The following is a 22,495-nucleotide window of genomic DNA, read 5'->3' as shown; positions in this document are numbered from 1 at the left end:
CAGCCGGGCCGTGGCGCCTTACTTGTTGGCGGCCAGCCCCAGCTTGCGGACGATCTCCGCTTCTAGGGCGTACTGCTGGGCGGCATAGGCGGCATAGTCCTTGCCGTCCATGTAGACCAGCTCCTGCCCGTACTGGGTCAGGATCTGTTTGAAGGCATCGGATTCGGCCACCTGCTTGAAGACGGCATGCAACCTGGAAACGACGGCGGGCGGCATGCCCTGGGGGCCGGCGATGCCGAATGGCGCGTTGGCCGGCGGCGTGCCGTCCACTTCGTGCAGGGTGGGCGTGTCGGGATACTGGGCGCTGCGCTGTTCGCCCCAGGTGACCAGCATGCGCATCTTGCCGGACTGCACCATGGGCTGCACGGTGGTCGAGCCGGCGTACGCCGTGACCTGGCCCCCGATCACCGCGGTCAGCACCTCGGATTCGCCCTTGTAGGGGATATGGCGCCATGTCACGCCGTTGCGGCCGGCAATGTCTTCCATCATCACGTTGGAGGCGCTGCCGACGCTGGCCGTGCCATAGGTGACTTCATTCGGGTGCTGTTTGGCGTAGCTGATGAAGTCGGCCCAGGTCTTGTACGGCGAGGCGGCGGGCACCGCCACGCCCAGCGTGTAGCCGCTGAGCATCATGACGTAGGTGAAGTCGCGCGTAGGGTCGTAGCCCATGTCCTGGATGTGGGGCATGCGATAGACCGGGCTGGGCAGGACGGCCAGCGTGTAGCCATCGGGACGAGCAGCCTTGATGGCGCGCGCGCCCATGGTCGCGCCGGCTCCGCCGCGGTTCTCGATGACGATGGCCTGACCCAGCTCGGGCGCGGCGAGTTCGGCGAACTTGCGGATCACGATGTCGGTGGAACCGCCCGCCTGGTAGGGCACGATGATGTGGACAGGCTGGGCGGGATAGGGGGCGGCAGCGGCAGCGGGCGCCGTGATGGCGGCGCCCGCGAGCGGCAAGGCGCGGGCCGCGCAAGCCAGCGCGGCGGTGAAGTAGCGGTGCAGGCGCAGGGTCATGGTGATCTCCATTCGATTCAGGCGGCGGCCCATGCTTGCGCGAATGCGCGCTGGAAGTTTCCGCCCAGCACGCCCAGGATCTGGCTGTCGGTCAGCCCGGTCTGGTGCAGCGCGTGGGTGAACGCGGGGAATTGCGCCGGCGTCGGCGTTTCCACGGGATAGCGCGCTTCCATGACGTCGCCAAAGGCATCGGAGAAGTCGCCGCCCGATTTGGCGTACTTGGTGCGCGACATCACCATTACGTGGCGCACGGCCTCATAGGTGTCGACCGACGGGAAGTCGGTGCCGATGCCCACATGCTCGTAGCCGACCAGTTCGCCGATGTACTTCACGTTGGCGACGAAGTCCGACAGCAAGGGTTGCTGGCGTGGATCCCCGCGCCAGCTCAGGTAGGCGTGGATGCTGCAGCCGACCACGCCACCGGTCGCGGCGACCGCCTTGATGACCTCGTCCGACTTGTTGCGCGGACGCGTGATGACGGCGTTGGCGTTGGCATGGGTCAGCAGCACGGGCTTGCTGCTGTGATGGGCGGCATCCAGGCAGGTCTGCGGCGCGCAGTGGCTGAGGTCGATGGCGATGCCGACCCGGTTCATCTCTTGGACCATCTTCACGCCCAGGTCGCTGAGGCCGGCGTTGCGTTTTTCCAGGCAGCCGTCGCCCAGCAGATTGGCTTCGTTATAGGTCAGCTGGATGACGCGCATGCCTAATTCATGGAACAGGGCGACGCGGTCGATCTGGTCGCCCAGCGGTTTGCCGTTCTGCCAGCCCATGATGAGCCCCAGCTTGCCGGCCTGCTTGGCGCGGGCGATGTCATCGGCCTTTTCCACCAATAGCCAGGGCGAGTCCGGCGCCGCGCAGCGCTGGCGCCAGGCCATGCAGTCGCGCAGCGCCTGCTCGAAGTCCGCACCCATCTCGCTGATCGTGACGTTGATGGCGCTGACGCCGCCGGTCAGCATGTCGCGGGTGCTGCCGTCGCTGAAGAAGACCAGGCCGTCGACGACGGTGGCGCGGCGATGCAGGTCGACGCTGTGGCTATCCATGAAAGAATTCCCCTGTGGTTGTATGAGTGTTCGGAGGCTTGCCGCCGTCATGTGCCGTAGCGGCCGTAGCGGAATGGGTGCAGATCGATGGCCGGCGTCTGGCCCTGGATCAGTTGCGCCATGGCTTCGCCAACCGCCGGGCCGATGCCGAAGCCGTGGCCCGAGAAGCCGGAAGCCAGGTAGAGCCCGGGCAGCCCGGGCACCGCATCCATGACGGGCATCGCGTCCGGCGTGACGTCGATGTAGCCGGCCCAGGACTGCGCGATGCGCGCCGCGCGGAAGGCGGGAAAGGCCTGGACCAGCCTGCGCCACGCCTGCTCGACGCCGCGCCTGGACGGCGACGGATCCAGCACGCGATGCCGTTCGAAGGGCGATACGCGATCAGCCGGGAAATGGCGCGGGATCTTCAGTTCCTCGAAGAAACGCTTGCCGAAGCGCAGCCGCACGAAGCTGCTGTTGGCGCGCCACGCGCTGAAGAAATGAGGCATCAGGCGGAAGGTGTCGGGCACCACGTCCGCCATCGATGCGCCGAACTGCGATACCGAGTATCCGCCGTCGGCGCGCTTGCGGCAGGTGAAATCCTTGCCATTGATGGCGGCCAACGGGCCCGTGTCCAGCGGGGTCGTGCGCAGCACGGATCCGCGGACCTTCAATTGCGGGAAGTCGGCGCCCAGGTTGCCGCAGAACAGCCGCGACCAGGCGCCGGCTGCGACCAGTACCGCCTGGGTTGCGACGCGGCCGCGCTCGGTAAGCAAGGCGGATACGCGGCCAGCGCTGCGTTCCACGCCGCGCACGGCGCAGCCTTCCAGGATGTGCGCGCCCGCTGCGCGGGCCAGTGAGGCTATGCCGCGCGTTGCCAACTGCGGTTCGGCGACGCCGTCCGTGGGGCTGTACATGGCGCCCGTCCAGGCGCGTCCGGTCGACGACAGCATTTTCCGCAGCATGCGGTTATCCAGCAGGCGGGCATCCACGCCATGCGCGCGCGCGCCGTCGATCCAGGCCTGGTGGCCCGCCGCGTCCGCGTCGTTTTCCTGCAGGTAGAACATGCCGCTGCGGCGGAAGCCCACGTCCACCGTGGCCTGGATCTCCTGCCACAGCTGGTTCGCGCGCTGGGCCAGGGGCACTTCAGGCAGGTCTCGTCCCAGTGTGCGCACCCAGCCCCAGTTGCGCGACGATTGCTCGCAGGCCAGCGTGCCTTTTTCGAACACGGCGACCCGCAGCCCGGCGCGCGCGAGGGCGTAGGCAGTGCTGATGCCGATGATGCCGCCGCCGACGATGGCCACGTCGACAGCGGCAGGCAGCGCCGTGTCCGAGGCTGCGTCTGAACTGCCGTTCGCGGCCTGTGGCCTGGCGTTGGCCAGCGCCGGGTCATGGGATGGATACGCTTGCATGAAACCCCAATTTGTTTAATTATCGCTATTCGATAACAATATGCGTATATCGATAAATCTGGGTGTTCTTATACTGCTCGCGGGGCCAGGCCACAACGTAAGGGTTTCCCTAGGCCAGCTTGCTTTCCCGGTTTTTGCGGACAAAATTCCCTCCCAGCCATACACACGGAACCCGAATGTCTGAACCTTCCGCCTTGATGATCCAGTCGCTGGAAAAAGGGCTGGCCGTGCTGGAGTCCTTCCGCGGCCACGCCTCCTTGAGCTTGCAGGAGATGGCCCGCGAGAACGGCATCACTATCGGCTCGGCGCAGCGCGTGGCCTACACGCTGGAGAAAACCGGCTACCTGGCCAAGGATCCGCGGAGCAAGCGCTACAGCATGACCGTCAAGGCCGTGGGTCTGGGCTACAGCTATCTTTACCGGCAGCCCTTGTTCCAGCATGCGCATGCGGTGCTGCACCAGGTCAACCAGGAGTGCGGAGAGATCGTCAACCTTGCCGTGCCCGATGGCGACAACATGGTGTTCGTGATGCGCGTGGCGCCAGCCAGGCACATTCCCGAGTACCTGCCGGTAGGCACGCAGATACCGTGCGTGGCGACTGCCTCGGGGCGCGCGCTATGGGCCTTGTTGCCGCCGGACGAACTCGAGCTGAAGTTGCGCGGCATCACGTGCGTCAAGCACACGCCGCGCACCACCACCGATATCGGCAAGCTGCGCGCCTTGATCGAAGAGGCCAGGCGCGACCAGTATGCCTATGCCGACGAAGAGTTCTACACCGGGGACCTGAATGTGGCCGCGGTCATCCATGACGACCAGGGCAATCCCCTGGGCGCGCTCAACATATCCGTGCCCAAGCCGCGCTGGTCGTTGGAGCGCGCGCGGGAGGAATTGGGGCCGCTGGTGATCAGGGCGGCACGGGCGATCAGCAAGCGCAATTGATGCGGGCTGGCCGCGCAAGCCGCGGCCTGGCGCCCGCAATGGTCACGCCTGGACAGCACCCCAGCGGCTGGCAGAGAACTTTTCAGCCATCATCAAGCCGCCGCGCTCCGTCGCCATTTCGGCGATGGCCTCGCCCACCGCCGGTGCGATTTGAAAACCTCCACCCGAGAAGCCGAAGGCATGCAGCAGCCGCGGCACCCGGGGGCTGAATCCGATCACCGGGTTCTTGTCGGCGAAGTAGCCTTCGATGCCGGACCAGCAACGGATCACGCTGGCGCAAGCCAGGGCGGGCAGTACGGTCGGTGCGGCGCGTCCAAGTTCGGCGAGCGCGGCGCGGCCAGGCCGGCTGCGGTCTCCTGGCAGCGCGCTGCCGTAACCGCCGCCCATGACGACGTTGCCGCGCGCGACCTGCCGGGCATAGAAGCCGCCGCCTTCCACGCCCAGCGACACGCCGATCTGGGGCGTGAGCGGCTCGGTGACCAGCATGGTCGGATACTTGACCTGCAAGGGCATGTCGTCGTCGAACCACCGGGCCACCGCCGCGCCCCAGGCGCCCGCCGCATTGATGACCGTGGCGGCGCGTATGCGCCGGCCGTCGGCGGCGGTCAGCAGGAAGCCGTTGCCCTGGGTATCCGCATGGGTGATGGCGCAGTGTTCGAGCAGTTGGGCGCCGGCGCGGGCGGCGGCATGGGCGAAGGCGGGCGCCACGAGGCGCGGATTGGCCTGGCCATCTTGCGGGCACAGCGAGCCGCCGGCGAGGTCCGGACTTAGCGCGGGAAAACGGCGGCGCAGCTCGGCGGCCTCGATGATCTCCAGGCCCAGGTCGAAGTCGCTGACCTTGTCGCGGTAGGCGCAAAGCTTTTCCAGGTCGGATTCGGTGCGTGCCAGTTTCAGGTGGCCGCTGCGCACGTATTCCGCGTCGGTGCCGATGAGTTCGGGCAGGCGCGACCAGATGCCGTGCGCGCGTTGCGCCAGATAAAGTTGTTCGATCGAGCGTCCTTGTCGGCGCACGCCGCCGAAGTTGACGCCGCTGGCGCGTGCGCCGCTCGCGCCGCCGTCGATCAGCGCGGTGGCGACGCCCATGCGGCGCAGCGCCAGGGCGGCACTGGCGCCCACCAGGCCCGCGCCGATGATGGCGACTTCCGTATGCAGCGGGTTCATGGTTGCGCCTTGCCGAGCATGGCCAGGTTCAGGGGCTTGACCGGCGCCTGGCCGCGCAGGCGGCCAATGTCCGCCAAGGCCAGTCCGCGGCAGTCGGCCAGCAGTTCGGCCGCGCCCGCCTGGCACATGCGTCCCTGGCACAGGCCCATGCCGATGCGTGTCAGCGCCTTCAGTCGGTTGAGGTCGTCGATGGCGTATTGCCCGGCCGCCGCGCGCAGCGCGCCGGCGCGCACTTCCTCGCAGCGGCAAACCATGACCGAGTCGTCGCAGTTTGCGCCAGGCAAGGGAAAGGCCTGGTCCAGGCCGCGCCGGAACCGCGCCCAGCGAGCTTGGCGGCGGGCCAGCCACTGCATTCTGGCAGCGCTGACGGCGATGCCGCTGTCCGCCAGCATGGCGAGCGCGGCGCGTTCGCCCGCGAGCTCGGCCAGGACGGCGCCGCCTATGCCCGCGCCGTCGCCGGCCAGGTAGACCCCGGTGGTCGAACTGCGGCCATCGGCATCGCGGCGCGGCAGCCAGGCGCGTTGCGACGCGTCGAAGTCGAAGACGCAATCCAGCAGGTCGGCCAGCTGCGTTTCGGCGCGCAGCCCATGGCCGACCGCCAGCGCATCGCAAGCGATGGCTTGCGGCTTGCCGTCGAGGGTCGCGAGCACGCTTTCGATGCGGCCTGCGCCCTGCGCTGCGTCCAGCCGCGCGCCATGGTGCACGGCCACGCCGTGGGCGCGCAGCCATCCCAGGTAGTACAGGCCCTTGGCCAGCATGCCGGGCTGGCTCAGCAGGGCCGGCGCGGCGCGGACCTGGCCGCCCAGCGGCGCGCAGTCCAGCACGGCCTGCACCTGGCCGCCGGCGCGCGCATATTGGTAGGCGACCAGATAGAGCAGGGGGCCGGTGCCGGCGAACACGATGCGCGGTCCGAACAGGCAGCCCTGGCTTTTCAGCGCGATCTGCGCGCCGCCTAGCGAGTAGACGCCGGGCAGGGTCCAGCCCGGGAAGGGCAGCACGCGGTCGGTGGCGCCGGTGGCGAGCAGCAGGCGGGTGTAGCCCAGGGTTTCCAGTTCGCCGTCGCGGACCAGGTCCAGGCTGCCCGGCGTGGCGTTCCACACCGCGGTGGCGGCGCGGTAGTCGGCGCGGGCGGCCAGGTCCGCGCCCGCCGCGTGGATGGCTTGCGCGCGTTTCCACTCGAAGCCATAGCGCTGGCGCGCCGTGCCGCGCGGGGCTGCGCCCTGGCGATAGATCTGGCCGCCGGGCAAGGCGGCTTCGTCCACGATCACCGGACGCACGCCGTGGCGCAGCAGCGTCTGCGCGGCGCGCACGCCCGCGGGGCCGGCGCCCACCACCACCATGCGCGGCATGTCATCGGCGCCTGGAGGATTCATCGGCATGCGAGTTCTCCTGGCTGGGCGCTGACCAGCTCCATACCGTCTTCGACCGCGGTGGAACAGGCGCGCAGACGCGTGCCGTCCGCCGTCTGCACCCAGCAATCCTGGCAGGCGCCCATCAGGCAGAAGCCGGCGCGCGGCGCGCCTTCGCCCAGGGTGACGCGCAGTTGCTGCGCGGCCAGTAGCAGCGCCGTCAGCACGGTGTCGCCCTGATGGGCTTGCAAAGGCAGGCCGTTCCAGCTCAGGCGCAGCGGCGCAGAGTCGGGCGCGGACACGCGGTGCAGCAGCGGTTTCATGCAACGGTCTCCGTACGGCGCAACTGCGACAGCGTGCGGTCCGGCAGGATGATGTCGGCGTCGTAGCGCAATTCCACGACGGCTGGCATGCGGTGCTCTTGGGCGTATGCCAGCGCGGCGTCATAGGCAGGCGCGAAATCCTCCGTGCGCTCGACCGCGGCGCCGTAGCCGCCGTAGCTTTGCGCCAGCCGCGCGAAATCCGGGTTGACCAGTTCCGTCGCCAGCGCGCGGCCGGGGTAAGCGCGCTCCTGATGCAAGCGGATGGTGCCGAACAGGCCGTTGTTGAAGACCAGCACCACGATGCCCAGCCGATATTGGACGGCGGTGCCCAGTTCTTGCATGGTCATCTGGAAACAGCCATCCCCGGCAAAGCAGACCACCGCGGCATCGCGGTCGCGCAGCTTGGCCGCAATGGCTGCAGGCAGGCCATAGCCCATGGCGCCGACAGCGGGCGCAAGCTGGCTGCCCGGTCCCTTGAAGGCGATATGCCGGTGCGCGTAGAGCGCATAGTTGCCCGCGCCCACGGTGACGCAGGAGCGCCGGGGCAAGGTGGCGGCGACGTGGCGCGCTGCCGCATTCAGGTCCAGCGGGCCGGGTGTGGGCGCTAGCGCAGGGGCCGGGGCCGCTGCTACAGAGCCGCGGCAGCGTGGCTGCCATCCCGGCGTCGGCGCCAGTCCGGCGGCGGCCTGGGCGAAGCCTTCGACGCTGGCGACCATGCCCAGCGCCGGCGTGCACAGCCGACCGATCTCATTGGCGTCGGGGTGGATGTGCACCAGGGTTTGGCGCGGCGTGGGCGAGGCCAGCCATTCGTAGTTGATGGTGGTCGGCTCGCACAGGCGGGTGCCCAGCGCGATGACCAGGTCGCTGTCCATGACGGCGCGCTTCTGGTGCGCAGGCATGCTGGCGCTGACCTGACCCACGAAATTGGGATGATCGTTGTCGAACAGCTCCAGGCGGCGCCAGGCGGTGGCCACGGGCAGATCGAAACGCAGCGCGAAGTCGCGCACGGCGGCGCGCGCGGCGGCCGGCCAGCGCGAGCCGCCCAGCAGCAGCAAGGGCCGTTCGGCGGCTTCCAGCAAATCGCGCAGGCGCAGCATGTCCGCGTCGGCGGGGCGGGAGCAGGGCGCCGCCGCCGGGGCAGCCAATGCCGTGTCGGCGAGACTGGACAGCATGTCTTCGGGCAGGGAGAGGACCACTGGCCCCGGGCGTCCGCCGGTGGCGATCGCCCAGGCGCGCGCCAGGTACTCGGGGATGCGGTCGGCCCGTTCGATCTGCGCGACCCATTTCGCCAGCGGCGCGTACATGGCGCGGTAGTCCACTTCCTGGAAGCACTGGCGGTCGACGGTATCGCTGCCGACCTGGCCGATGAACAGGATCATGGGCGTGGAGTCTTCCCTTGCCGTGTGCACGCCGATCGCGGCGTTGGTCGCGCCCGGACCGCGGGAAACGAAGCAGATGCCGGGCTGGCCGGTCAGCTTGCCGTGCGCCTCCGCCATGTAGGCGGCGCCGCCTTCCTGGCGGCAGACCACGGCTTCGATCGTGTCGCGCCTGGCGTAGAGCGCGTCGATGCAGGGCAGGAAGCTCTCGCCCGGCACCATGAAGACGCGCTCGACGCCATAGGCCTGCAACTGCGCGACCAGCAATTCACCGCCGCTGCGCGGCCCGGGGGCGGGCGTGCTCATGCCGCGTCTCCTTGCAGCGCGCGCGCCACGCGCTCCGCGCCGTAGTCGCGCTCGGCCGCGGCCCGGCTGACCTTGCCGCCCAGCACGTCGTTGCGGATGGCGGCGGCGCCGCGTTCGGCGGGCAGGCCGTAGCCGCCGCCTCCGGGCGTCTCCAGGCGCACGGACTGGCCGCTGGCAAGGGGATGGCTGGCGATTTTGTTGGGCAGGCGTTGCTCGTCCGCGCGGCCTGGATTCTGCACGACGCGGGACGTGCCGCCGGTCAGGCCGCCGTTCAAACCGGCGGCGCCGAACAGCGCGGCGTCGCAGCGTATGGTGCAGATCAACTGGTCGTGCAGGGAGCGGATCTGGCGCGCGATGCCCATGCCGCCGCGATGGCGGCCCGCACCGCCGCTATCGTTGACCAGCGCGTACTCCTCGACCAGCAGCGGATATTCGATCTCCAGCGCTTCGGCAGGCAGGTTGGAGGTATTGGTCACGTGCACCTGGATGCCGTCCATGCCGTCGCCCTGCGCCCGTCCGCCCGCGCCGCCGCCCAACGTCTCCAGGTAGACGAAGGTGCCCTTGCCGTCCTGCATGGGTACGGAGAACAGCATGGAAGGCATGACGTCGTTGCACGAGGCCATGGCGCGGTCGGGCGGCAGCAGCTGGCCCAACGCGCCGATGACGGTGCCGGCCACGCGCTGCGCGGTCGTGACGCGCGCGCCCACCGCCGCCGGAAAGCGCGGATTGGTGATGGTGCCCTCGGGGGCGGTGATGGTGATGGGCTGGAACAGGCCGTTGTTGGGCATGAGCTCCGGGTCGAGCATGGCCTTCACGGCGAAGTAGACGCTGGCGTTCAAGGCGCTGGCGGGCAGGTTGAAGGCGCCGCGCGCCTGCTTGCTGGTGCCGGTGAAATCCACGTGCAGCTGGCCTTCGCGCGCCTGCACGTTGGCCTGGATGGTGACCGGGTCGCCACCCATGCCGTCGTCGTCCATGCGCTCGGTGAAGGTATAAGTGCCGGCGGGCAGTTGCGCGATGCGGTTGCGCAGGCGCCGTTCCGTGTACAGCATGATGCTGTCGATGGCGGACAGCACGGTCTGCAGGCCGGACTGCTGCACCAGTTCCAGCATCAGCCTAGCGCCCTTGTCGTTGGTGGCGATCTGGGCGCGGATGTCGTGCATGCGGTTGTCCGGTTCGCGCGTGTTGTGCGCGATCATCTCCAGCAGGTCCATGTCCAGCTCGCCCTCGCGCACGATGCGCATGGCGGGCAGGCGGATGCCTTCCTCCCACACCGTCTTCAGATGGTGCGAGGTGGAGCCCGGAACGGCGCCGCCCACGTCGGTATGGTGGCCGATGTTGGCCGCGAAGAAGCGCAGCGCGCCTTCGTGGAAGATGGGCGTGATGACGGTGATGTCGGGCGCATGCGTGCCGCCCGCCAGATAGGCGTCGTTGCACAGGAAGGCGTCGCCCGGCCGCACGCCGGCCGCGCCGTAGCGCCGCAGCACGGCGTCTATGCCGCCGGACAGCGATCCCAGGTGCACCGGCACGTGGGCCGCCTGCGCCACCAGGCGGCCGGCGGCGTCGAACAGCGCCACGGAGCAATCCTTGCGCTCCTTGATGTTGGTGGAAAAGGACGAACGGATCAGCGTGTTGCCCATCTCCTCGGTAATGGACAGCAGGCGGTTGCTGAAGACCTCCATTTCTATGGGATCGAAGGTGTCGGTGCCGGCGGCGGAAGTCGATTGCTTGGTCATGGCAGCGCCTTAGGAATTGAGGTTGACGATGAGGTTGCCGTATTCGTCGGCGCGCGCCTGCTGGCCCGGCAGCACGACGGTGGTCGAGCTCATTTCCTCGATCACGGCCGGTCCGTCCACCGGCACATCCACCGGCAGCAGGGCGCGGCGCAGGATGGGCGTGTCGACCCAGCCCGCTCCCTCGAAATACACGTTGCGGCGCTCCTTTAGGGCGCCGTCCACGGTGGCGCCGCCCGGCACGCGGGCCAGCGGCGCGCGCGGCACCAGGCCGGTGGCGCGCACCCGGCAATTGACGATCTCCACCGGACGGCCGGCGGCGTCATAGCCGTACTCGCGCACGTGCGCAGCGCTGAATGCCGCGACGAACTCGTCCAGCGGCATCAGTTGCATGCCGTCCAGCGGTACGGCGATTTCGAAGTTCTGGCCCTGGTAGCGCGCGTCGATCACGGCGGACAGGCGCTGCTCCGAGTCGTTCACGCCTTCGCTGGACAGCCAGGCCCGGGCCTTGCCGGCCAGGGCTGCCAGCGCCTGGCGGACCACCGTCCAGCCGTCGGCGGTGGCGTAGGCCATCAAGGTCTGCACGAAGTCCATGGAAATGTCGGACAGCAGGATGCCGCGTGCGCACATGGTGCCGGGCTCCTGCGGGATCAGCAGGGTGCCGATGCCGCAGTCGCGCGCCAGTTCGGCGGCATGCAGGCCGCCCGCGCCGCCAAACGCGCACAAGGCGAACTTGCGGATGTCATGCCCGCGTTCGGTGGAGACCGCGCGCACCGCACGCGCCATGTTGGAGTTGGCGATGCGCAGGATGCCGTAGGCGGCCTCTTCGATGCTCAGTCCCAGCGGGCGGGCGATCTGCGCTTCCAGCGCTTCGCGCGCCTGGCGCGCGTGGACGGCCATGCGGCCTTCCAGCAGCGCAACCGGATTCAGGCGGCCCAGCACCACGTGGGCGTCGGTGATGGTCACGACTTCGCCGCCGCGGTTGTAGGCGATGGGGCCCGGCACCGCGCCCGCGCTCTGCGGGCCGACCTTGAGCGCGCCCGCGTCGTCGATGCGCGCGATGCTGCCGCCGCCCGCGCCGATGACGTGCACATCCACCATCTGGGTCTTGACCGGATAGTCGGCCACCAGGCGGCTGGAGGTGAACAACGGCCGCAGCTCGGCCACCAGCGACACGTCGGTGCTGGTGCCGCCCACGTCGAAGGTGATCAGATTGGGCAGGCCCGCCACGCGGCCCAGTTCGGTCGCGCCGATCACGCCGGCGGCGGGACCCGACACGCAGGTGCGCACGGGGGCCGTCAGCACCGATTCCACCGACATCAGGCCGCCGTTGGAGTGCACCGTGGTCGGCTCGGCCGCCACGCCCATGGCGCGCACGGAGCTCACCAGGTTGCGCATGTAGCCGGCCATGCGCGGGCCGACGTAGGCATTGAGCGCGGTGGTCGACATGCGCTCGTACTCGCGGAATTCCGGCAGGATCTCGCTGGACACGCTCAGGTAGACGCCCGGCAGGTGTTCGGCCAGGATGTCGCGGGTGCGGCGCTCGTGCGCATCATTGCGGTAGCTGTGCATGAAGCAGATGGCGACCGATTCGACGCGGGCCGCGGCCAGTGCGCGCGCCACCGCCGCCACCTCGTCCTCATCCAGCGCCTGCAGCACCACACCGTCGGCGCCGATGCGTTCGGTCACTTCGAACCGCCACTCGCGCGGCGCCAGCGGCTGCGGCTTGGTGACGTTGTAGTCGTACAGGTGAGGACGCGTCTGGCGGCCGATCTCCAGCACGTCGCGAAAGCCGCGCGTGGTGACCAGCGCGCAGCGCGAGCCCCTGCGCTCGATGACCATGTTGGTGGCCACCGTGGTGCCGTGGCCCACGTGCGCCAGTTCGGAACCGGCGATCTCGTGTTCGCGTATCAGGTGGGCCAGGCCGGTCTGGATGGCCTCGGACGGATCATGCGGTGTCGAAGGCACCTTGTAGTAGTGCAGTTCACCGGTGTGCTCGGCAAGCAGGGTGAAATCGGTGAACGTGCCGCCTACGTCGAAGCCGACGCGAAAACGGCGGGCGCCCGGGGCGGATGCGGTCTGGGTCACGCTGGTCTCCAGGATGCTGGCGCGCAAGGCGCCGGGAGTGGGATGACCAGAATGCTATTGACGCACCATCATTCGGTCCAATCAAAGATTGGTATCAGTGATTATCACTGTGGTGAATGATTTGTCAGTACGTCAATACGGATGAGACTCAGCCGGCTGCGCCTGATCGAACACCATCCCTTGCGCCTGGCAGACCTTGAGGATCTCTTCGCGCAGCCAGCGATGCGCGGGGATATTGTCCGAACGTTCGTGCCAGATCAGGTTGACGGTGCGCGGCGCGAAGGGGAAGGGCGCTTCCACCGCTTCCAGCAAATGACTATAGGGACTGTTGCGCACGGTGTTCAGGGGTACCACGCAGATCAGGTCAGTCTCGGCCAGCAGGCGCGGGGCCAGCGCGAACTGGTTGATGGTGAGCACCACGTTGCGCTTGTAGCCGTGGGGCGCGAGTTCGTGGTCGATCAGGGTCGGGGTGCCCAACAGGCTCACCATCAGGTGGCGCGCGCGCAGGAAGTTGTCCAGGGTGAAGCGCGGCTGCGCCAGCAGCGGGTGGCCCTTGCGCATGGCGCAGACGTAGGTCAGCGTTTCCAGCGGCAGGGTGCGCAGGGACGAGCCGAAGTTCGAATACACGCCCGCCGCCATGTCGACTTCGCCTTTTTCCAGCAGCACGCCGGCGTTGTCCAGCGAGTAGGGATGCAGGTGGATGCGGACGTTGGGCGCCACTGTCTGCTGTTCCACGAACAGCGGGCGGATGACCTGGTCCGCCACGTAGTCGGACATGGCCATGCGGAACACGGCCTCGGAGCGCGCCGGATCGAAGTCGTTGCGTTCCAGCGTGTCGGCAATGCGGGCCAGCGCGTCGCGGATCGGGGGCCACAGGAGTTCGGCGCGCTGCGTGGGCAGTACGCCGCCCTGGATCTTCACGAACAGCGGATCCTTCAAGGTCAGCCGCAGCCGGTTGATGGCATTGCTGACCGCGGGCTGCGTCATATGCAGGGCGGAGGCCGCGCGCGTGACGTTGCGTTCGGTCATGACCGCGTCGAAGATGCGCAGCAGGTTCAGGTCCATCGAGGTCAGCATGGCGGTCCCGGGTGATTATCAACGTTGGTGATAGAGATCTATTTTAATTGTTGATTAGCCATATAACACGGGACCGCTTAATCTTCCCCGGGTGCAAGCGCAGTCGTTACACCACGAGGGGAAATCATTGATGGTCAAGCATCTGAAAACTCTGGCCGCTGCCTGTCTGGCGGCCGGGATCGCCGCGCCCGCGATGGCCGCGGACGCCTATCCCAGCAAGCCGATCACGATCGTCCTGCCGTACGCGACCGGCGGGTCGGCCGACATGCTGGCGCGCTTCGCGGCGCAGGCCTTGCAGGCCGAACTGGGCAAGCCGGCCATTGTCGAGGCCAAGCCGGGCGCGGGCGGCGTGCTGGGTACCGAGTTCGTCTCGCGCGCCGAGCCGGACGGCTACACGCTGGCGTTGACCGCCAGCGGCACCATGGCCGTCAATCCTTATGTCTACAAGCTGCGCTACAAGCCGCTGGAAGACTTCAAGCAGATCACGGTGCTGGTCGACCTGCCTTTCGTGGTGGTCACGAACAATGAATTCCCTGCCAAGAACCTGCAGGAATTCATCGACTACGGCCGCAAGAATCCCAACAAGATCACCTTCGGCAACGCCGGCCTGGGCACGCAGCAGCATCTGACCCAGCTCATGTTCGCCCGCGCCGCCGGCATGCAGGTCAACATCGTGCCCTACAAGGGCAGCAGTCCGGCCATGAACGATCTGCTGGGCGGCCACATCGACGCGGTGCTCGACAACACCGGCGTGCAGACGCCCTTCATCAAGGCCGGCAAGGTGCGGCCCTTGTTCGTCACCAACCCGGAACGCGTGGCGGCCCTGCCCGACGTGCCCACCGCGCCCGAGGCCGGCCTGCCGGGATTCTCCGCGGTCGCCTGGTTCGGCCTGGCCGCGCCCAAGGGCACGCCGGACGAGATTGTCGACAAGATCCAGCAGGCCCTGGCGCGCGAGTTCGCCAAGCCGGAAATGAAGCAGCGCCTGCTGGACCTGGCAATGATCCCGCGCGTGTCCACGCCGGCTGAAACCACCGCCCGCGTGAAGAGCGACCTGGAAACCTTTGGCAAGATCGCCAAAGAGGTCGATCTCAAGCCGATGTGAAGCCTTGCCGCGTCAGCGGCATGGCCCCGGCACTGCACCGTAGCGAGCGGGTTGCGCAAATTGGCAGCGCGCCCGCCATTCTTCAGCTGCGCTTCCCCAGTCCGTAAAAACCCGGGTTTCTTGGTGTTTTATATCGTACTACGATCTATTTTCGTATCACGATAAAAACTCCAAGGAGCGGGGATGGAACTTGTCGATAACCTCATGCTGGGGTTCTCCGTGGCGTTTACGCCGGAAAACCTGCTGTATGCGCTGTTGGGATGCGTGCTGGGCACGCTGGTGGGGGTGCTGCCCGGCCTGGGACCCGTGCCCACCATTGCGATGCTGCTGCCGATCACTTATGTGCTGCCGCCCGTCGCGGGGCTGATCATGCTGGCTGGCATCTATTACGGTACGCAGTACGGCGGCTCGACCACCGCCATACTGGTCAACCTGCCAGGCGAGACGTCAGCCGTCGTCACGGTTCTCGACGGCCACCAGATGGCCCGCAACGGTCGCGGCGGCGCCGCGCTGTCGCTCGCCGCCATCGGCTCTTTCTTTGCGGGATCGGTGGCCACCATGCTGATCGCGGCATTCGCGCCGCCGCTGGCCGAGGTCGCGTTCAAGTTCGGGCCGGCCGAGTACTTCTCGCTGATGACGCTGGGCCTGGTGGGGGCGGTGGTGCTGGCCTCCGGTTCGCTGGTCAAGGCGATCTGCATGATCCTGCTGGGCCTGCTGCTCGGCCTGGTCGGCACCGACGTCAATTCCGGCGTGGCCCGCTACGACTTCGGCATTCCTGAACTGCAGGACGGCATCAATTTCGCGATCGTGGCGATGGGCGTGTTCGGCTTTGCCGAGATCATGAACAACCTGGAACTGAAGGACAAGCGGGTCGAGATCACGGACAAGGTAGGCTCGCTGTATCCCAACCGGCAGGAGATCCGCGAGGCGGCGCCTGCGATCGTGCGCGGCACGGCGGTGGGATCGATGTTGGGCATCCTGCCCGGGGGCGGCTCGGTGCTGTCGGCCTTTGCTTCCTACACGCTGGAAAAGAAGCTGTCCAAGGAACCCGGGCGTTTCGGCAAAGGCCACCCGGCCGGACTGGCCGGGCCGGAATCGGCCAATAACGCGGGCGCGCAGGCGTCCTTCATCCCGCTGCTGACGCTGGGCATTCCGGGCAATGCGGTAATGGCGTTGATGGTGGGCGCGATGACCATCCACAACATCCAGCCCGGCCCCCAGGTAATGACCAGCCATCCCGAGCTGTTCTGGGGCCTGATCGCGTCGATGTGGATCGGCAACCTGATGCTGGTGATACTCAACCTGCCGCTGGTCGGGCTCTGGGTCAAGCTGCTCAAGGTTCCCTATCGCGTCCTGTTCCCCGCGATCCTGGTGTTCTGCACGATCGGGGTCTACTCGCTCAACTACAACACCTTCGATCTGTACATGACGGCCTTCTTCGGCGTCGTCGGCTACATCTGGAGCAAGCTGCGCTGCGAGGGCGCACCCTTGCTGCTTGGCCTGGTGCTCGGCCCCATGATGGAAGAAAACTTCCGCCGCGCCCTGCTGCTGTCGCGCGGCGATTTCACGACTTTCGTGGAGCGGCCGCTGTCCGCATCCCTGCTGGGCGCGGCGCTAGTGCTGGTGGTGCTGGTTGCCTTGCCGAACATCCGCAAGAAGCGCGAGGAGGCGTTCGTCGAAGAGGACTGAGGAGGCGGACGCTCCTGAACTTATGCCGAATCGCGCTTCGGGCAGCACTTACTGCCTGCCGTTCTCGATCTCCAACTGCTGCCGATACTCCGCGCCCGTACGCATCCTGACATACTCCGCATAGCGCTGGCGGTACTTCAGACTGAACACGTCAGGCCCTTGTGACCCGCGATAGAGGTCCGCCATGCCCGAGCGCTTCCACAGGTTCAGGTCGGCGCGGACTTCCGCGCGCGTCTTGGATGTGGTGGCGGGCCGGGACGGCGGGTAGTCCAGCTCGCCGTAGGTGACCAGGCCGGCGGCCTTGGCGCGTTGCAGCTCGTCGGCGACTTGGGCGCTGGTCTTGCCGGTTTGGGCGGGCGCGATGGCGGGCGGATAGTCCAGCTCGCCGTACGTGACCTGGCCGGCGTTCTTCGCCTGCTCGAGCTCGAGCCTGACCTGTTCGCGGGTCTTCGGCTCGGCCTGGACAGCCGGGGCCGCAGCGGCAACGGAAATGGCAAGGATCAACAGGGTCAGACGATTCATAATTTCTCCATGGAACGTGGTCCGGCAATCTCAACAATCCAGGGGAGGCAGATGGCCTCCCTGAGGCCGGCGCCCTTGAAAGCCGCTGTAGCGGCCGGTCTTCAAGCGGCATGGAGAAATTCTAGGGAGCGGGCGCGGACAGAATCCGGACAGGCGGATTAGCTTTCTGTAATGTCCGCCGCCACGATGCTGAAGCCTATGGTCGTGGTCCGGTTCGCCGATCTGGCGTAGCTGCGGCCGCCGTGCATGCGGGCGATGGCGGCGACGATGGCCAGCCCCAGCCCATGGTGGTTGGCGTCGAACTCGCGCGAGGTGTCGCTGCGGTAGAAGCGGTAGAAAAGCCGCGGCAGATGCTCTTCCGGTATCGGCTCACCCTGGTTGCGCACGGATATCAGGATTTCTTCGGGGGCGCCGCGCGCGATCTCGACTTCGATCACGCTGCCCGGGGCGGCATAGCGCACGGCGTTCGAGACCAGGTTGGACACGGCGCGCTGAAATAGCGTCCGGTCGACCTGGGCCGGCGCATCGCCCACCACGGCGATATCGACTCCGGCGTCCAGGGCTTCGGCCTCGTGATACTGCGTGACCTCCTGGACGATGGCGGACAGGCTGTCCTGCCAGCTGCCTCGGGCCTGCGCGCCGCGGTCGGCTTGCGACAGGAACAGCATGTCGTTGACGATGCTGGAGAGGCGTTGCAGTTCCTCCAGATTGGAGCCCAGCGTTTCCAGCAGCGCTTGCGGCGATGGGCGCGTGCTCAGCGCCAGCTCGGTCTCGCCGATCAGGGTCGCCAGCGGCGTGCGCATCTCGTGGGCGACGTCGGCGTTGAATCCTTCCATCTGCACGTAGGCGCGCTCAAGCCGTTGGAGCACGGCGTTGAACTGGCGCACCAGCGGCCGGATCTCGCAGGGCTGGCCGCTTTCGTCGAGCCGTTCGCCGATGCGGTCCGGAGACAGCTGCGCCGCCTGCTTGCCCAGCGCGTCCAGCGGCGCCAGCCCGCGGCGCACCAGCAGCGTGCCCACCGCCGCCACGACGATGGCGCCCGCCAGGGCGCAGGCAAACAGGGTCCAAGCCAGCGCCTTGCGCAGCAGGATGTCGCTGGATATGTCCAGCACCAGTTCCGCGTTCATGGCGTCGCCGGGCGCGCCGGGATAGGGCAGCGTGAAGGCGATGCGCCGCTCATGGTGGAAATCGTTGTCGCCGGCGATAGGGCTGCCGTAGTAAACCTTTTCGCCGTCAATTTCCAGCACCAGCGAGAAATCCGGACGGCCATAGAAGAAGTCGCTCAGCTTGTGGCGCAGGCGGGTCGAGTCCTGGCTGGCGGCGTTTTCCTCGACCAGGTGTCGCACGACTTCGACCTTCTGTTGCAGCAGGGCTTCCTGGCGGCTGGCCAGGTTCAGGTTGGTCGCGTAATAGACCGCGACGCAGACCAGGCCAAGTGCGATGAAGGTCTGGATCGCCAGCCAGCGCGACAGCCAGCGATGCAGCGATTTGGGGCGCTGCCCGGACATCAGTCGCTCCGCGGTTCCAGCACGTAGCCCATGCCGCGCACGGTATGCAACAGCTTCTTGTCGAAGGGTTCGTCGACCTTGCCGCGCAGGCGGCGGATCGCGACCTCGACCACGTTGGTGTTGCTGTTGAAGTTGATGTCCCACACCTGTTCGGCCAGCTCCAGCCGCGACAGGACTTCTCCCTGCTTGCGCATCAGCAGCGCCAGCAAGGTGAATTCCTTGGCGGTCAGGTCCAGCCGCACGCCGTCGCGGCTGGCGCGTCGGCGCAGCAGGTCCAGCTCCAGCCCGTCGATGCGCAGCACGTTCTGGCCGATGGTTTCGGTCTGGCCGTGGCCGCTGCGCCGGCCCAGCGCCAGCACGCGGGCCAGCAGCTCCGACAAGGCGAAAGGCTTGGCCAGGTAGTCGTCGGCGCCGTCGCGCAGGCCCTTGACCCGGTCTTCGAGCTTGTCGCGCGCGGTCAGCATCAGGACGGGGACGCGGCTGCTCTTGCGGATCTCGGCCAGCACGGAAAAGCCGTCCATGGCCGGCAGCATCACGTCCAGCAGGACCAGGTCGTATTGGCTTTCACGGACCAGATGAAGGCCAGTGACGCCGTCCAGGGCCACGTCGACCACGTAATTGTGTTCAGTCAGCGCTCGCCGCAAGTACTCGGCGAGTTTTTTTTCGTCTTCGATTACGAGTACTTTCATATCAGCGGAATAAAAAGAGTGCGCGGAAGTCCTCGGATCCTGCGTCCTATTCTAGGCGGAATCGTGGCGGGGAAAGAAACGCAAACAGGGCGGCCCAGCCGCCCTGCGCAGCGCCGGCAGGCACGCGAGACGCGTCCGCCACGGGGCCGGCGGTTCAGCCCGGGGTGTAGATCGCGTCCAGGCGGGCGCGTTCGGCCGGCGTCATGGCCTCGATTTCCGCCATGGCGTCCGCGCGGGTGCGGGAGGTGCCTTGCCTGACCCAGCCCGGCTTGGCGGCGTTCAGATTGGTCAGGAACCACTGCTTCGGGTCGGACTTGGCCACGGCCAGCTCGGCTTTCACTTCTTCGCGTGTCTTGCCGGCGGTGGCGTGGTCCGGCGCGATGGCGTAGCCGATTTCCGTATTGGTCTGGTGCCAGGTGCTGGAGGCGCTGGCGGCAAAGGGAAGGGCCAACGCGGAACCCAGGGCGAGGGCGGCGGCGACGGTTTTGATCTTCATGGATATCTCCCAGGTTGAGCGTGGCGCCGGTAGCGGTGTTCCGTCAGGCGCATACACGCTGTTTGTGTAGCGACGGTGACACTCTACGGACCGATGTCCGTCAATTCCCGAACTCCCTGATTACGTTTTTGTAAGGCCCGAGAACCTTACGGAAATGTCATTTTTCTGTCGGTCGATTGACGCGCCCGTCTGGATACATTGCCGGCTCGCACCTTCCTTGGTTGAACCATGCATGTATCTGCCTTGCCGCTGACCCTGGCGGCCCTGATGATTGCCGCGTCCGCGTCCGCCCAGGACGCAGGCGCGGTCCGCGCTCCCGTGTCCATGGAGCAGAGCCAGACAGGCGCCGTGCTGACGCTGGAGAACGCCCTGGCCGCCGCGCTGGAACGCAATCCCGGATTCGCCGCAGCAAAGAATGAGGCCGCGGCGACCGAAGGCCTGCTGACGCAGGCGGGCCTGCTGCCCAACCCTTCCATCGACGTCAGCGTGGACGATACGAAATCGGCCACGCGCACCACCACCACCATGTTGAACATGCCGCTGGAGACGGGAGGCAAGCGCGCCGCGCGGGTCAAGGCGGCAGGCCTGTCCCGGGACATGGCACGCCAGGACGTGGCGGGCACGCGGGCCGGCCTGCGGGCGGCGGTCATCGCGGCTTTCTTCGACGTGGCGGTGGCACAGGAATCCGTGCGTGTGACGCGCGGCACCGTGGACATCGCCAGTGGCGCCTTGCGGCTGGCCGAGAGGCGCGTGGCCGCGGGCAAGGCGCCACCGCTGGAAGGCAGCAAGGCCCAGGTCGCGCTGGCCAATGCGCGCATCGAGGCGCGCGGCGCCGAGGCGGCATTGCTGGGCGCGCGCCGCAAGCTCGGCCTGCTCTGGGGCGAAGCGGAGCCTGGCTTCGCCAGCGTGGGTGGGGATCTAAAAACGTTGCCGGAGCGGGCGTCCATCGACGAACTGCGCGCTGGCCTGGCCGCAACGCCCAGGATGCAGGGCGGCAAGCTCGCCGTCGACCTGGGGCAGGCGCAGCTGGAGGTGGAGAAGAGCAAGCGCTATCCGGACATCACCTTGAGCGCGGGCGTGGCCCGCGATAACGAGGCAGGCCGCAACAAGGCCCAGCTTGGCGTTTCCATTCCCTTGCCGATCTTCGACCGCAACCAGGGCAATGTCTACGCCGCCACCATGCAGGCCTACAAGGCGCAGGACCAATTCCGCGAGCTGGAATCCGGCCTGATGGGGGAACTGCTGCAGGCCGTGACCCGGTTCGATCTGGCGGTGGGCTCCGCGCGCGAGTACCGGACCGCAGTGCTGCCGGGCGCCACCCAGGCCTATGACGCCGCGCGCAAGGGCTTCGAAGCAGGGAAGTTCGGCTTCCTGGAAGTGCTGGACGCGCAGCGCACCCTGTCCGACGGAAACATCGCCTACCTGACGGTGCTGGCATCCGTGTACCAGGCTTCCGCGGATATCGACCGCATTCTCGGACGTTGAAACGAGCATAAGAAATGGCAAAACACAAAAACAAGCAACACCCCATGATGTGGACGGCGGCCGGCCTGTGCGCGGCGCTGCTGCTGGCGCCCGTGCACCCCGTGCTGGCGGCGGGCGAAGCGGAACACGGACACGCCGAGACCGAACAAGGCGCGGAGGCGCCGAAGGAACAGGAAAAAATCGCGCTGACGCCCGAGCAGATCGCGGTGGCCGGCATCAAGTCCGAAGCCGCCGCGCCTGCGGCGCTGGCGACATCCGTCCAGTTTCCGGGCGAAATCAAATTCAACGCGGACCGCACCGCGCACGTGGTGCCGCGCATGGCCGGCGTGGTGCAAAGCGTGTCGGCGGACCTGGGCCAGCAGGTCAAAAAGGGCGAGCTGCTGGCCACCTTGTCCAGCTCGGCGCTGTCCGAGCTGCGCAGCGAATGGTTGGCCGCGGCCAAGCGGCGCGATCTTGCCGCCCAGACCCACAGGCGCGAACTGCGCCTGTGGCAGGAAAAGGTGTCCGCCGAGCAGGACTACCAGGCGGCGCGCACCGCGCTGCAGGAGGCCGATATCGCCGTGCAGAACGCCGAGCAGAAGCTGCGGACGGTGGGCGCCGAGCCGCGCTCCAAGGACCTGGGCAGCCTGGAGATCCGCGCGCCCTTCGACGGCGTGGTGGTGGAAAAGCACATCGCGCTGGGCGAAGCGCTGCCGGACAACGCCAGCATCTTCACCTTGTCGGACCTGCGCACGGTATGGGCTGAATTCGTGATCGCGCCCAAGGACCTGCAGGACGTGCGCGTGGGCGAAGCGGCCAGCGTGAGCTCTGCGGCGTTTGCCGGCAAGGCGGAAGGCACGGTTTCATATATAGGATCTCTGCTGGGGCAGCAGACGCGTACGGCTACCGCGCGGGTCACGCTGGAGAATCCGGACATGGCCTGGCGTCCCGGGCTGTTTGTCTCGGTCGACGTGGTGACCCGGATGTCCGACGCCGCGGTAACGGTGGCGGCCGACGCGGTCCAGACCGTCGACAACGAGCCCACCGTGTTCGTGGAGGTGCCGGGCGGCTTTCTGGTGCAGCCGGTGAAACTGGGCAAGGCTTCGGACGACCGGGTCGAGGTGCTGTCGGGACTTGCGCCCGGCACGCGCTATGCGGTCGAAAACACTTTTGTCCTCAAGTCGGAGCTGGGCAAGGCCGGCGCCGAGCACGCGCACTGAGACGAGGCGGAA

The 22,495-nt window shown here is 67.5% G+C and carries 19 protein-coding genes; 5 read left to right on the top strand and 14 right to left on the bottom strand.

Going from position 1 to position 22,495, the window contains the following annotated elements; translation table 11 throughout:
• Positions 1–18 precede the first annotated feature (18 nt).
• From AC6LKD_RS22685 to AC6LKD_RS22675, 3 genes are read right to left on the bottom strand one after another with little or no spacing between them, the layout of a single operon-like run.
• A complete protein-coding gene (locus AC6LKD_RS22685; RefSeq protein WP_498117529.1) occupies positions 19–1,014 on the bottom strand; it encodes a tripartite tricarboxylate transporter substrate binding protein in 996 nt (331 codons plus the stop codon).
• Between the two features lie 17 nt (positions 1,015–1,031).
• Positions 1,032–2,054: a membrane dipeptidase gene (locus AC6LKD_RS22680; protein WP_498117528.1), complete on the bottom strand. Its 1,023-nt coding sequence runs from the start codon at positions 2,052–2,054 to the stop codon at positions 1,032–1,034.
• Between the two features lie 47 nt (positions 2,055–2,101).
• Positions 2,102–3,445 carry an NAD(P)/FAD-dependent oxidoreductase gene (locus AC6LKD_RS22675; RefSeq protein ID WP_492276679.1) on the bottom strand — a complete coding sequence of 448 codons (1,344 nt, stop codon included), beginning with the start codon at positions 3,443–3,445 and terminating at the stop codon, positions 2,102–2,104.
• Between the two features lie 176 nt (positions 3,446–3,621).
• Between AC6LKD_RS22675 and AC6LKD_RS22670 the strand changes: the two genes are divergently transcribed.
• Positions 3,622–4,383, top strand: coding sequence for an IclR family transcriptional regulator (locus AC6LKD_RS22670; RefSeq protein ID WP_498117526.1), 762 nt, complete (start codon positions 3,622–3,624; stop codon positions 4,381–4,383).
• Between the two features lie 42 nt (positions 4,384–4,425).
• Here the strand turns inward: AC6LKD_RS22670 and AC6LKD_RS22665 are convergent, their stop codons facing one another.
• From AC6LKD_RS22665 to AC6LKD_RS22635, 7 genes are all read right to left on the bottom strand, one after another.
• Positions 4,426–5,544 carry an NAD(P)/FAD-dependent oxidoreductase gene (locus tag AC6LKD_RS22665; protein WP_498117524.1) on the bottom strand — a complete coding sequence of 373 codons (1,119 nt, stop codon included), beginning with the start codon at positions 5,542–5,544 and terminating at the stop codon, positions 4,426–4,428.
• The gene (locus AC6LKD_RS22660) at positions 5,541–6,923 is read right to left on the bottom strand and encodes an FAD-dependent oxidoreductase (RefSeq protein ID WP_498117523.1); all 1,383 of its coding nucleotides are present in this window, start codon (positions 6,921–6,923) and stop codon (positions 5,541–5,543) included. The genes AC6LKD_RS22665 and AC6LKD_RS22660 overlap by 4 nt, the downstream gene beginning before the upstream one ends.
• Positions 6,914–7,216 (bottom strand): (2Fe-2S)-binding protein, encoded by a 303-nt coding sequence (locus AC6LKD_RS22655; protein WP_498117522.1) that lies wholly within the window; start codon positions 7,214–7,216, stop codon positions 6,914–6,916. The genes AC6LKD_RS22660 and AC6LKD_RS22655 overlap by 10 nt, the downstream gene beginning before the upstream one ends.
• Positions 7,213–8,898 (bottom strand): thiamine pyrophosphate-dependent enzyme, encoded by a 1,686-nt coding sequence (locus tag AC6LKD_RS22650; protein WP_498117521.1) that lies wholly within the window; start codon positions 8,896–8,898, stop codon positions 7,213–7,215. Before AC6LKD_RS22650 ends, AC6LKD_RS22655 begins: the two co-directional genes overlap by 4 nt.
• The gene (locus AC6LKD_RS22645) at positions 8,895–10,631 is read right to left on the bottom strand and encodes a hydantoinase B/oxoprolinase family protein (RefSeq protein WP_498117520.1); all 1,737 of its coding nucleotides are present in this window, start codon (positions 10,629–10,631) and stop codon (positions 8,895–8,897) included. Before AC6LKD_RS22645 ends, AC6LKD_RS22650 begins: the two co-directional genes overlap by 4 nt.
• A gap of 9 nt (positions 10,632–10,640) precedes the next feature.
• The gene (locus AC6LKD_RS22640; RefSeq protein ID WP_498117519.1) at positions 10,641–12,716 is read right to left on the bottom strand and encodes a hydantoinase/oxoprolinase family protein; all 2,076 of its coding nucleotides are present in this window, start codon (positions 12,714–12,716) and stop codon (positions 10,641–10,643) included.
• A gap of 132 nt (positions 12,717–12,848) precedes the next feature.
• On the bottom strand, positions 12,849–13,793 hold the full coding sequence (locus AC6LKD_RS22635; protein ID WP_013395305.1) for a LysR family transcriptional regulator: 945 nt from the start codon (positions 13,791–13,793) through the stop codon (positions 12,849–12,851).
• Positions 13,794–13,923: 130 nt separating this feature from the next.
• On the opposite strand from AC6LKD_RS22635, the gene AC6LKD_RS22630 reads away from it, so the two are divergent.
• A complete protein-coding gene (locus tag AC6LKD_RS22630) occupies positions 13,924–14,895 on the top strand; it encodes a Bug family tripartite tricarboxylate transporter substrate binding protein (protein WP_332013614.1) in 972 nt (323 codons plus the stop codon).
• A 183-nt stretch (positions 14,896–15,078) separates the two neighbouring features.
• Positions 15,079–16,584, top strand: coding sequence for a tripartite tricarboxylate transporter permease (locus tag AC6LKD_RS22625; protein WP_013395303.1), 1,506 nt, complete (start codon positions 15,079–15,081; stop codon positions 16,582–16,584).
• 48 nt (positions 16,585–16,632) lie between these two features.
• On the opposite strand, the gene AC6LKD_RS22620 is transcribed toward AC6LKD_RS22625, so the two are convergent.
• The 4 genes from AC6LKD_RS22620 to AC6LKD_RS22605 all read right to left on the bottom strand — a co-directional run bounded on the left by AC6LKD_RS22620 (position 16,633) and on the right by AC6LKD_RS22605 (position 19,799).
• Positions 16,633–17,106, bottom strand: a complete 474-nt coding sequence (locus AC6LKD_RS22620; RefSeq protein ID WP_498117517.1) for a DUF4148 domain-containing protein — start codon at positions 17,104–17,106, stop codon at positions 16,633–16,635.
• A 158-nt stretch (positions 17,107–17,264) separates the two neighbouring features.
• Positions 17,265–18,614, bottom strand: a complete 1,350-nt coding sequence (locus tag AC6LKD_RS22615) for a heavy metal sensor histidine kinase (protein ID WP_498117516.1) — start codon at positions 18,612–18,614, stop codon at positions 17,265–17,267.
• A complete protein-coding gene (locus tag AC6LKD_RS22610) occupies positions 18,614–19,303 on the bottom strand; it encodes a heavy metal response regulator transcription factor (protein WP_498117515.1) in 690 nt (229 codons plus the stop codon). Before AC6LKD_RS22610 ends, AC6LKD_RS22615 begins: the two co-directional genes overlap by 1 nt.
• Before the next feature lie 154 nt (positions 19,304–19,457).
• Positions 19,458–19,799, bottom strand: coding sequence for a DUF4148 domain-containing protein (locus AC6LKD_RS22605; RefSeq protein WP_013395299.1), 342 nt, complete (start codon positions 19,797–19,799; stop codon positions 19,458–19,460).
• 228 nt (positions 19,800–20,027) lie between these two features.
• Between AC6LKD_RS22605 and AC6LKD_RS22600 the strand changes: the two genes are divergently transcribed.
• Entirely contained in the window at positions 20,028–21,284 is a 1,257-nt protein-coding gene (locus AC6LKD_RS22600; protein WP_498117514.1) for a TolC family protein, read from the top strand.
• 14 nt (positions 21,285–21,298) lie between these two features.
• On the top strand, positions 21,299–22,483 hold the full coding sequence (locus tag AC6LKD_RS22595; protein ID WP_498117513.1) for an efflux RND transporter periplasmic adaptor subunit: 1,185 nt from the start codon (positions 21,299–21,301) through the stop codon (positions 22,481–22,483).
• The last annotated feature ends 12 nt before the right edge of the window (positions 22,484–22,495 follow it).

It is taken from the genome of Achromobacter sp. D7-1, from assembly GCF_059760445.1.
Note: the sequence above shows the minus strand (reverse complement) of the source record. Positions and strands in the feature narration are given on the sequence as shown.

Coding starts and splice junctions, on each gene's coding strand:
- AC6LKD_RS22650 (WP_498117521.1), bottom strand. CDS start 8,898: ATGAGCACGCCCGCCCCCGGGCCGCGCAGCGGCGGTGAATTGCTGGTC.
- AC6LKD_RS22680 (WP_498117528.1), bottom strand. CDS start 2,054: ATGGATAGCCACAGCGTCGACCTGCATCGCCGCGCCACCGTCGTCGAC.
- AC6LKD_RS22625 (WP_013395303.1), top strand. CDS start 15,079: ATGGAACTTGTCGATAACCTCATGCTGGGGTTCTCCGTGGCGTTTACG.
- AC6LKD_RS22615 (WP_498117516.1), bottom strand. CDS start 18,614: ATGTCCGGGCAGCGCCCCAAATCGCTGCATCGCTGGCTGTCGCGCTGG.
- AC6LKD_RS22645 (WP_498117520.1), bottom strand. CDS start 10,631: ATGACCAAGCAATCGACTTCCGCCGCCGGCACCGACACCTTCGATCCC.
- AC6LKD_RS22620 (WP_498117517.1), bottom strand. CDS start 17,106: ATGAATCGTCTGACCCTGTTGATCCTTGCCATTTCCGTTGCCGCTGCG.
- AC6LKD_RS22595 (WP_498117513.1), top strand. CDS start 21,299: ATGGCAAAACACAAAAACAAGCAACACCCCATGATGTGGACGGCGGCC.
- AC6LKD_RS22610 (WP_498117515.1), bottom strand. CDS start 19,303: ATGAAAGTACTCGTAATCGAAGACGAAAAAAAACTCGCCGAGTACTTG.
- AC6LKD_RS22630 (WP_332013614.1), top strand. CDS start 13,924: ATGGTCAAGCATCTGAAAACTCTGGCCGCTGCCTGTCTGGCGGCCGGG.
- AC6LKD_RS22605 (WP_013395299.1), bottom strand. CDS start 19,799: ATGAAGATCAAAACCGTCGCCGCCGCCCTCGCCCTGGGTTCCGCGTTG.
- AC6LKD_RS22675 (WP_492276679.1), bottom strand. CDS start 3,445: ATGCAAGCGTATCCATCCCATGACCCGGCGCTGGCCAACGCCAGGCCA.
- AC6LKD_RS22600 (WP_498117514.1), top strand. CDS start 20,028: ATGCATGTATCTGCCTTGCCGCTGACCCTGGCGGCCCTGATGATTGCC.
- AC6LKD_RS22660 (WP_498117523.1), bottom strand. CDS start 6,923: ATGCCGATGAATCCTCCAGGCGCCGATGACATGCCGCGCATGGTGGTG.
- AC6LKD_RS22655 (WP_498117522.1), bottom strand. CDS start 7,216: ATGAAACCGCTGCTGCACCGCGTGTCCGCGCCCGACTCTGCGCCGCTG.
- AC6LKD_RS22670 (WP_498117526.1), top strand. CDS start 3,622: ATGTCTGAACCTTCCGCCTTGATGATCCAGTCGCTGGAAAAAGGGCTG.
- AC6LKD_RS22685 (WP_498117529.1), bottom strand. CDS start 1,014: ATGACCCTGCGCCTGCACCGCTACTTCACCGCCGCGCTGGCTTGCGCG.
- AC6LKD_RS22665 (WP_498117524.1), bottom strand. CDS start 5,544: ATGAACCCGCTGCATACGGAAGTCGCCATCATCGGCGCGGGCCTGGTG.
- AC6LKD_RS22635 (WP_013395305.1), bottom strand. CDS start 13,793: ATGCTGACCTCGATGGACCTGAACCTGCTGCGCATCTTCGACGCGGTC.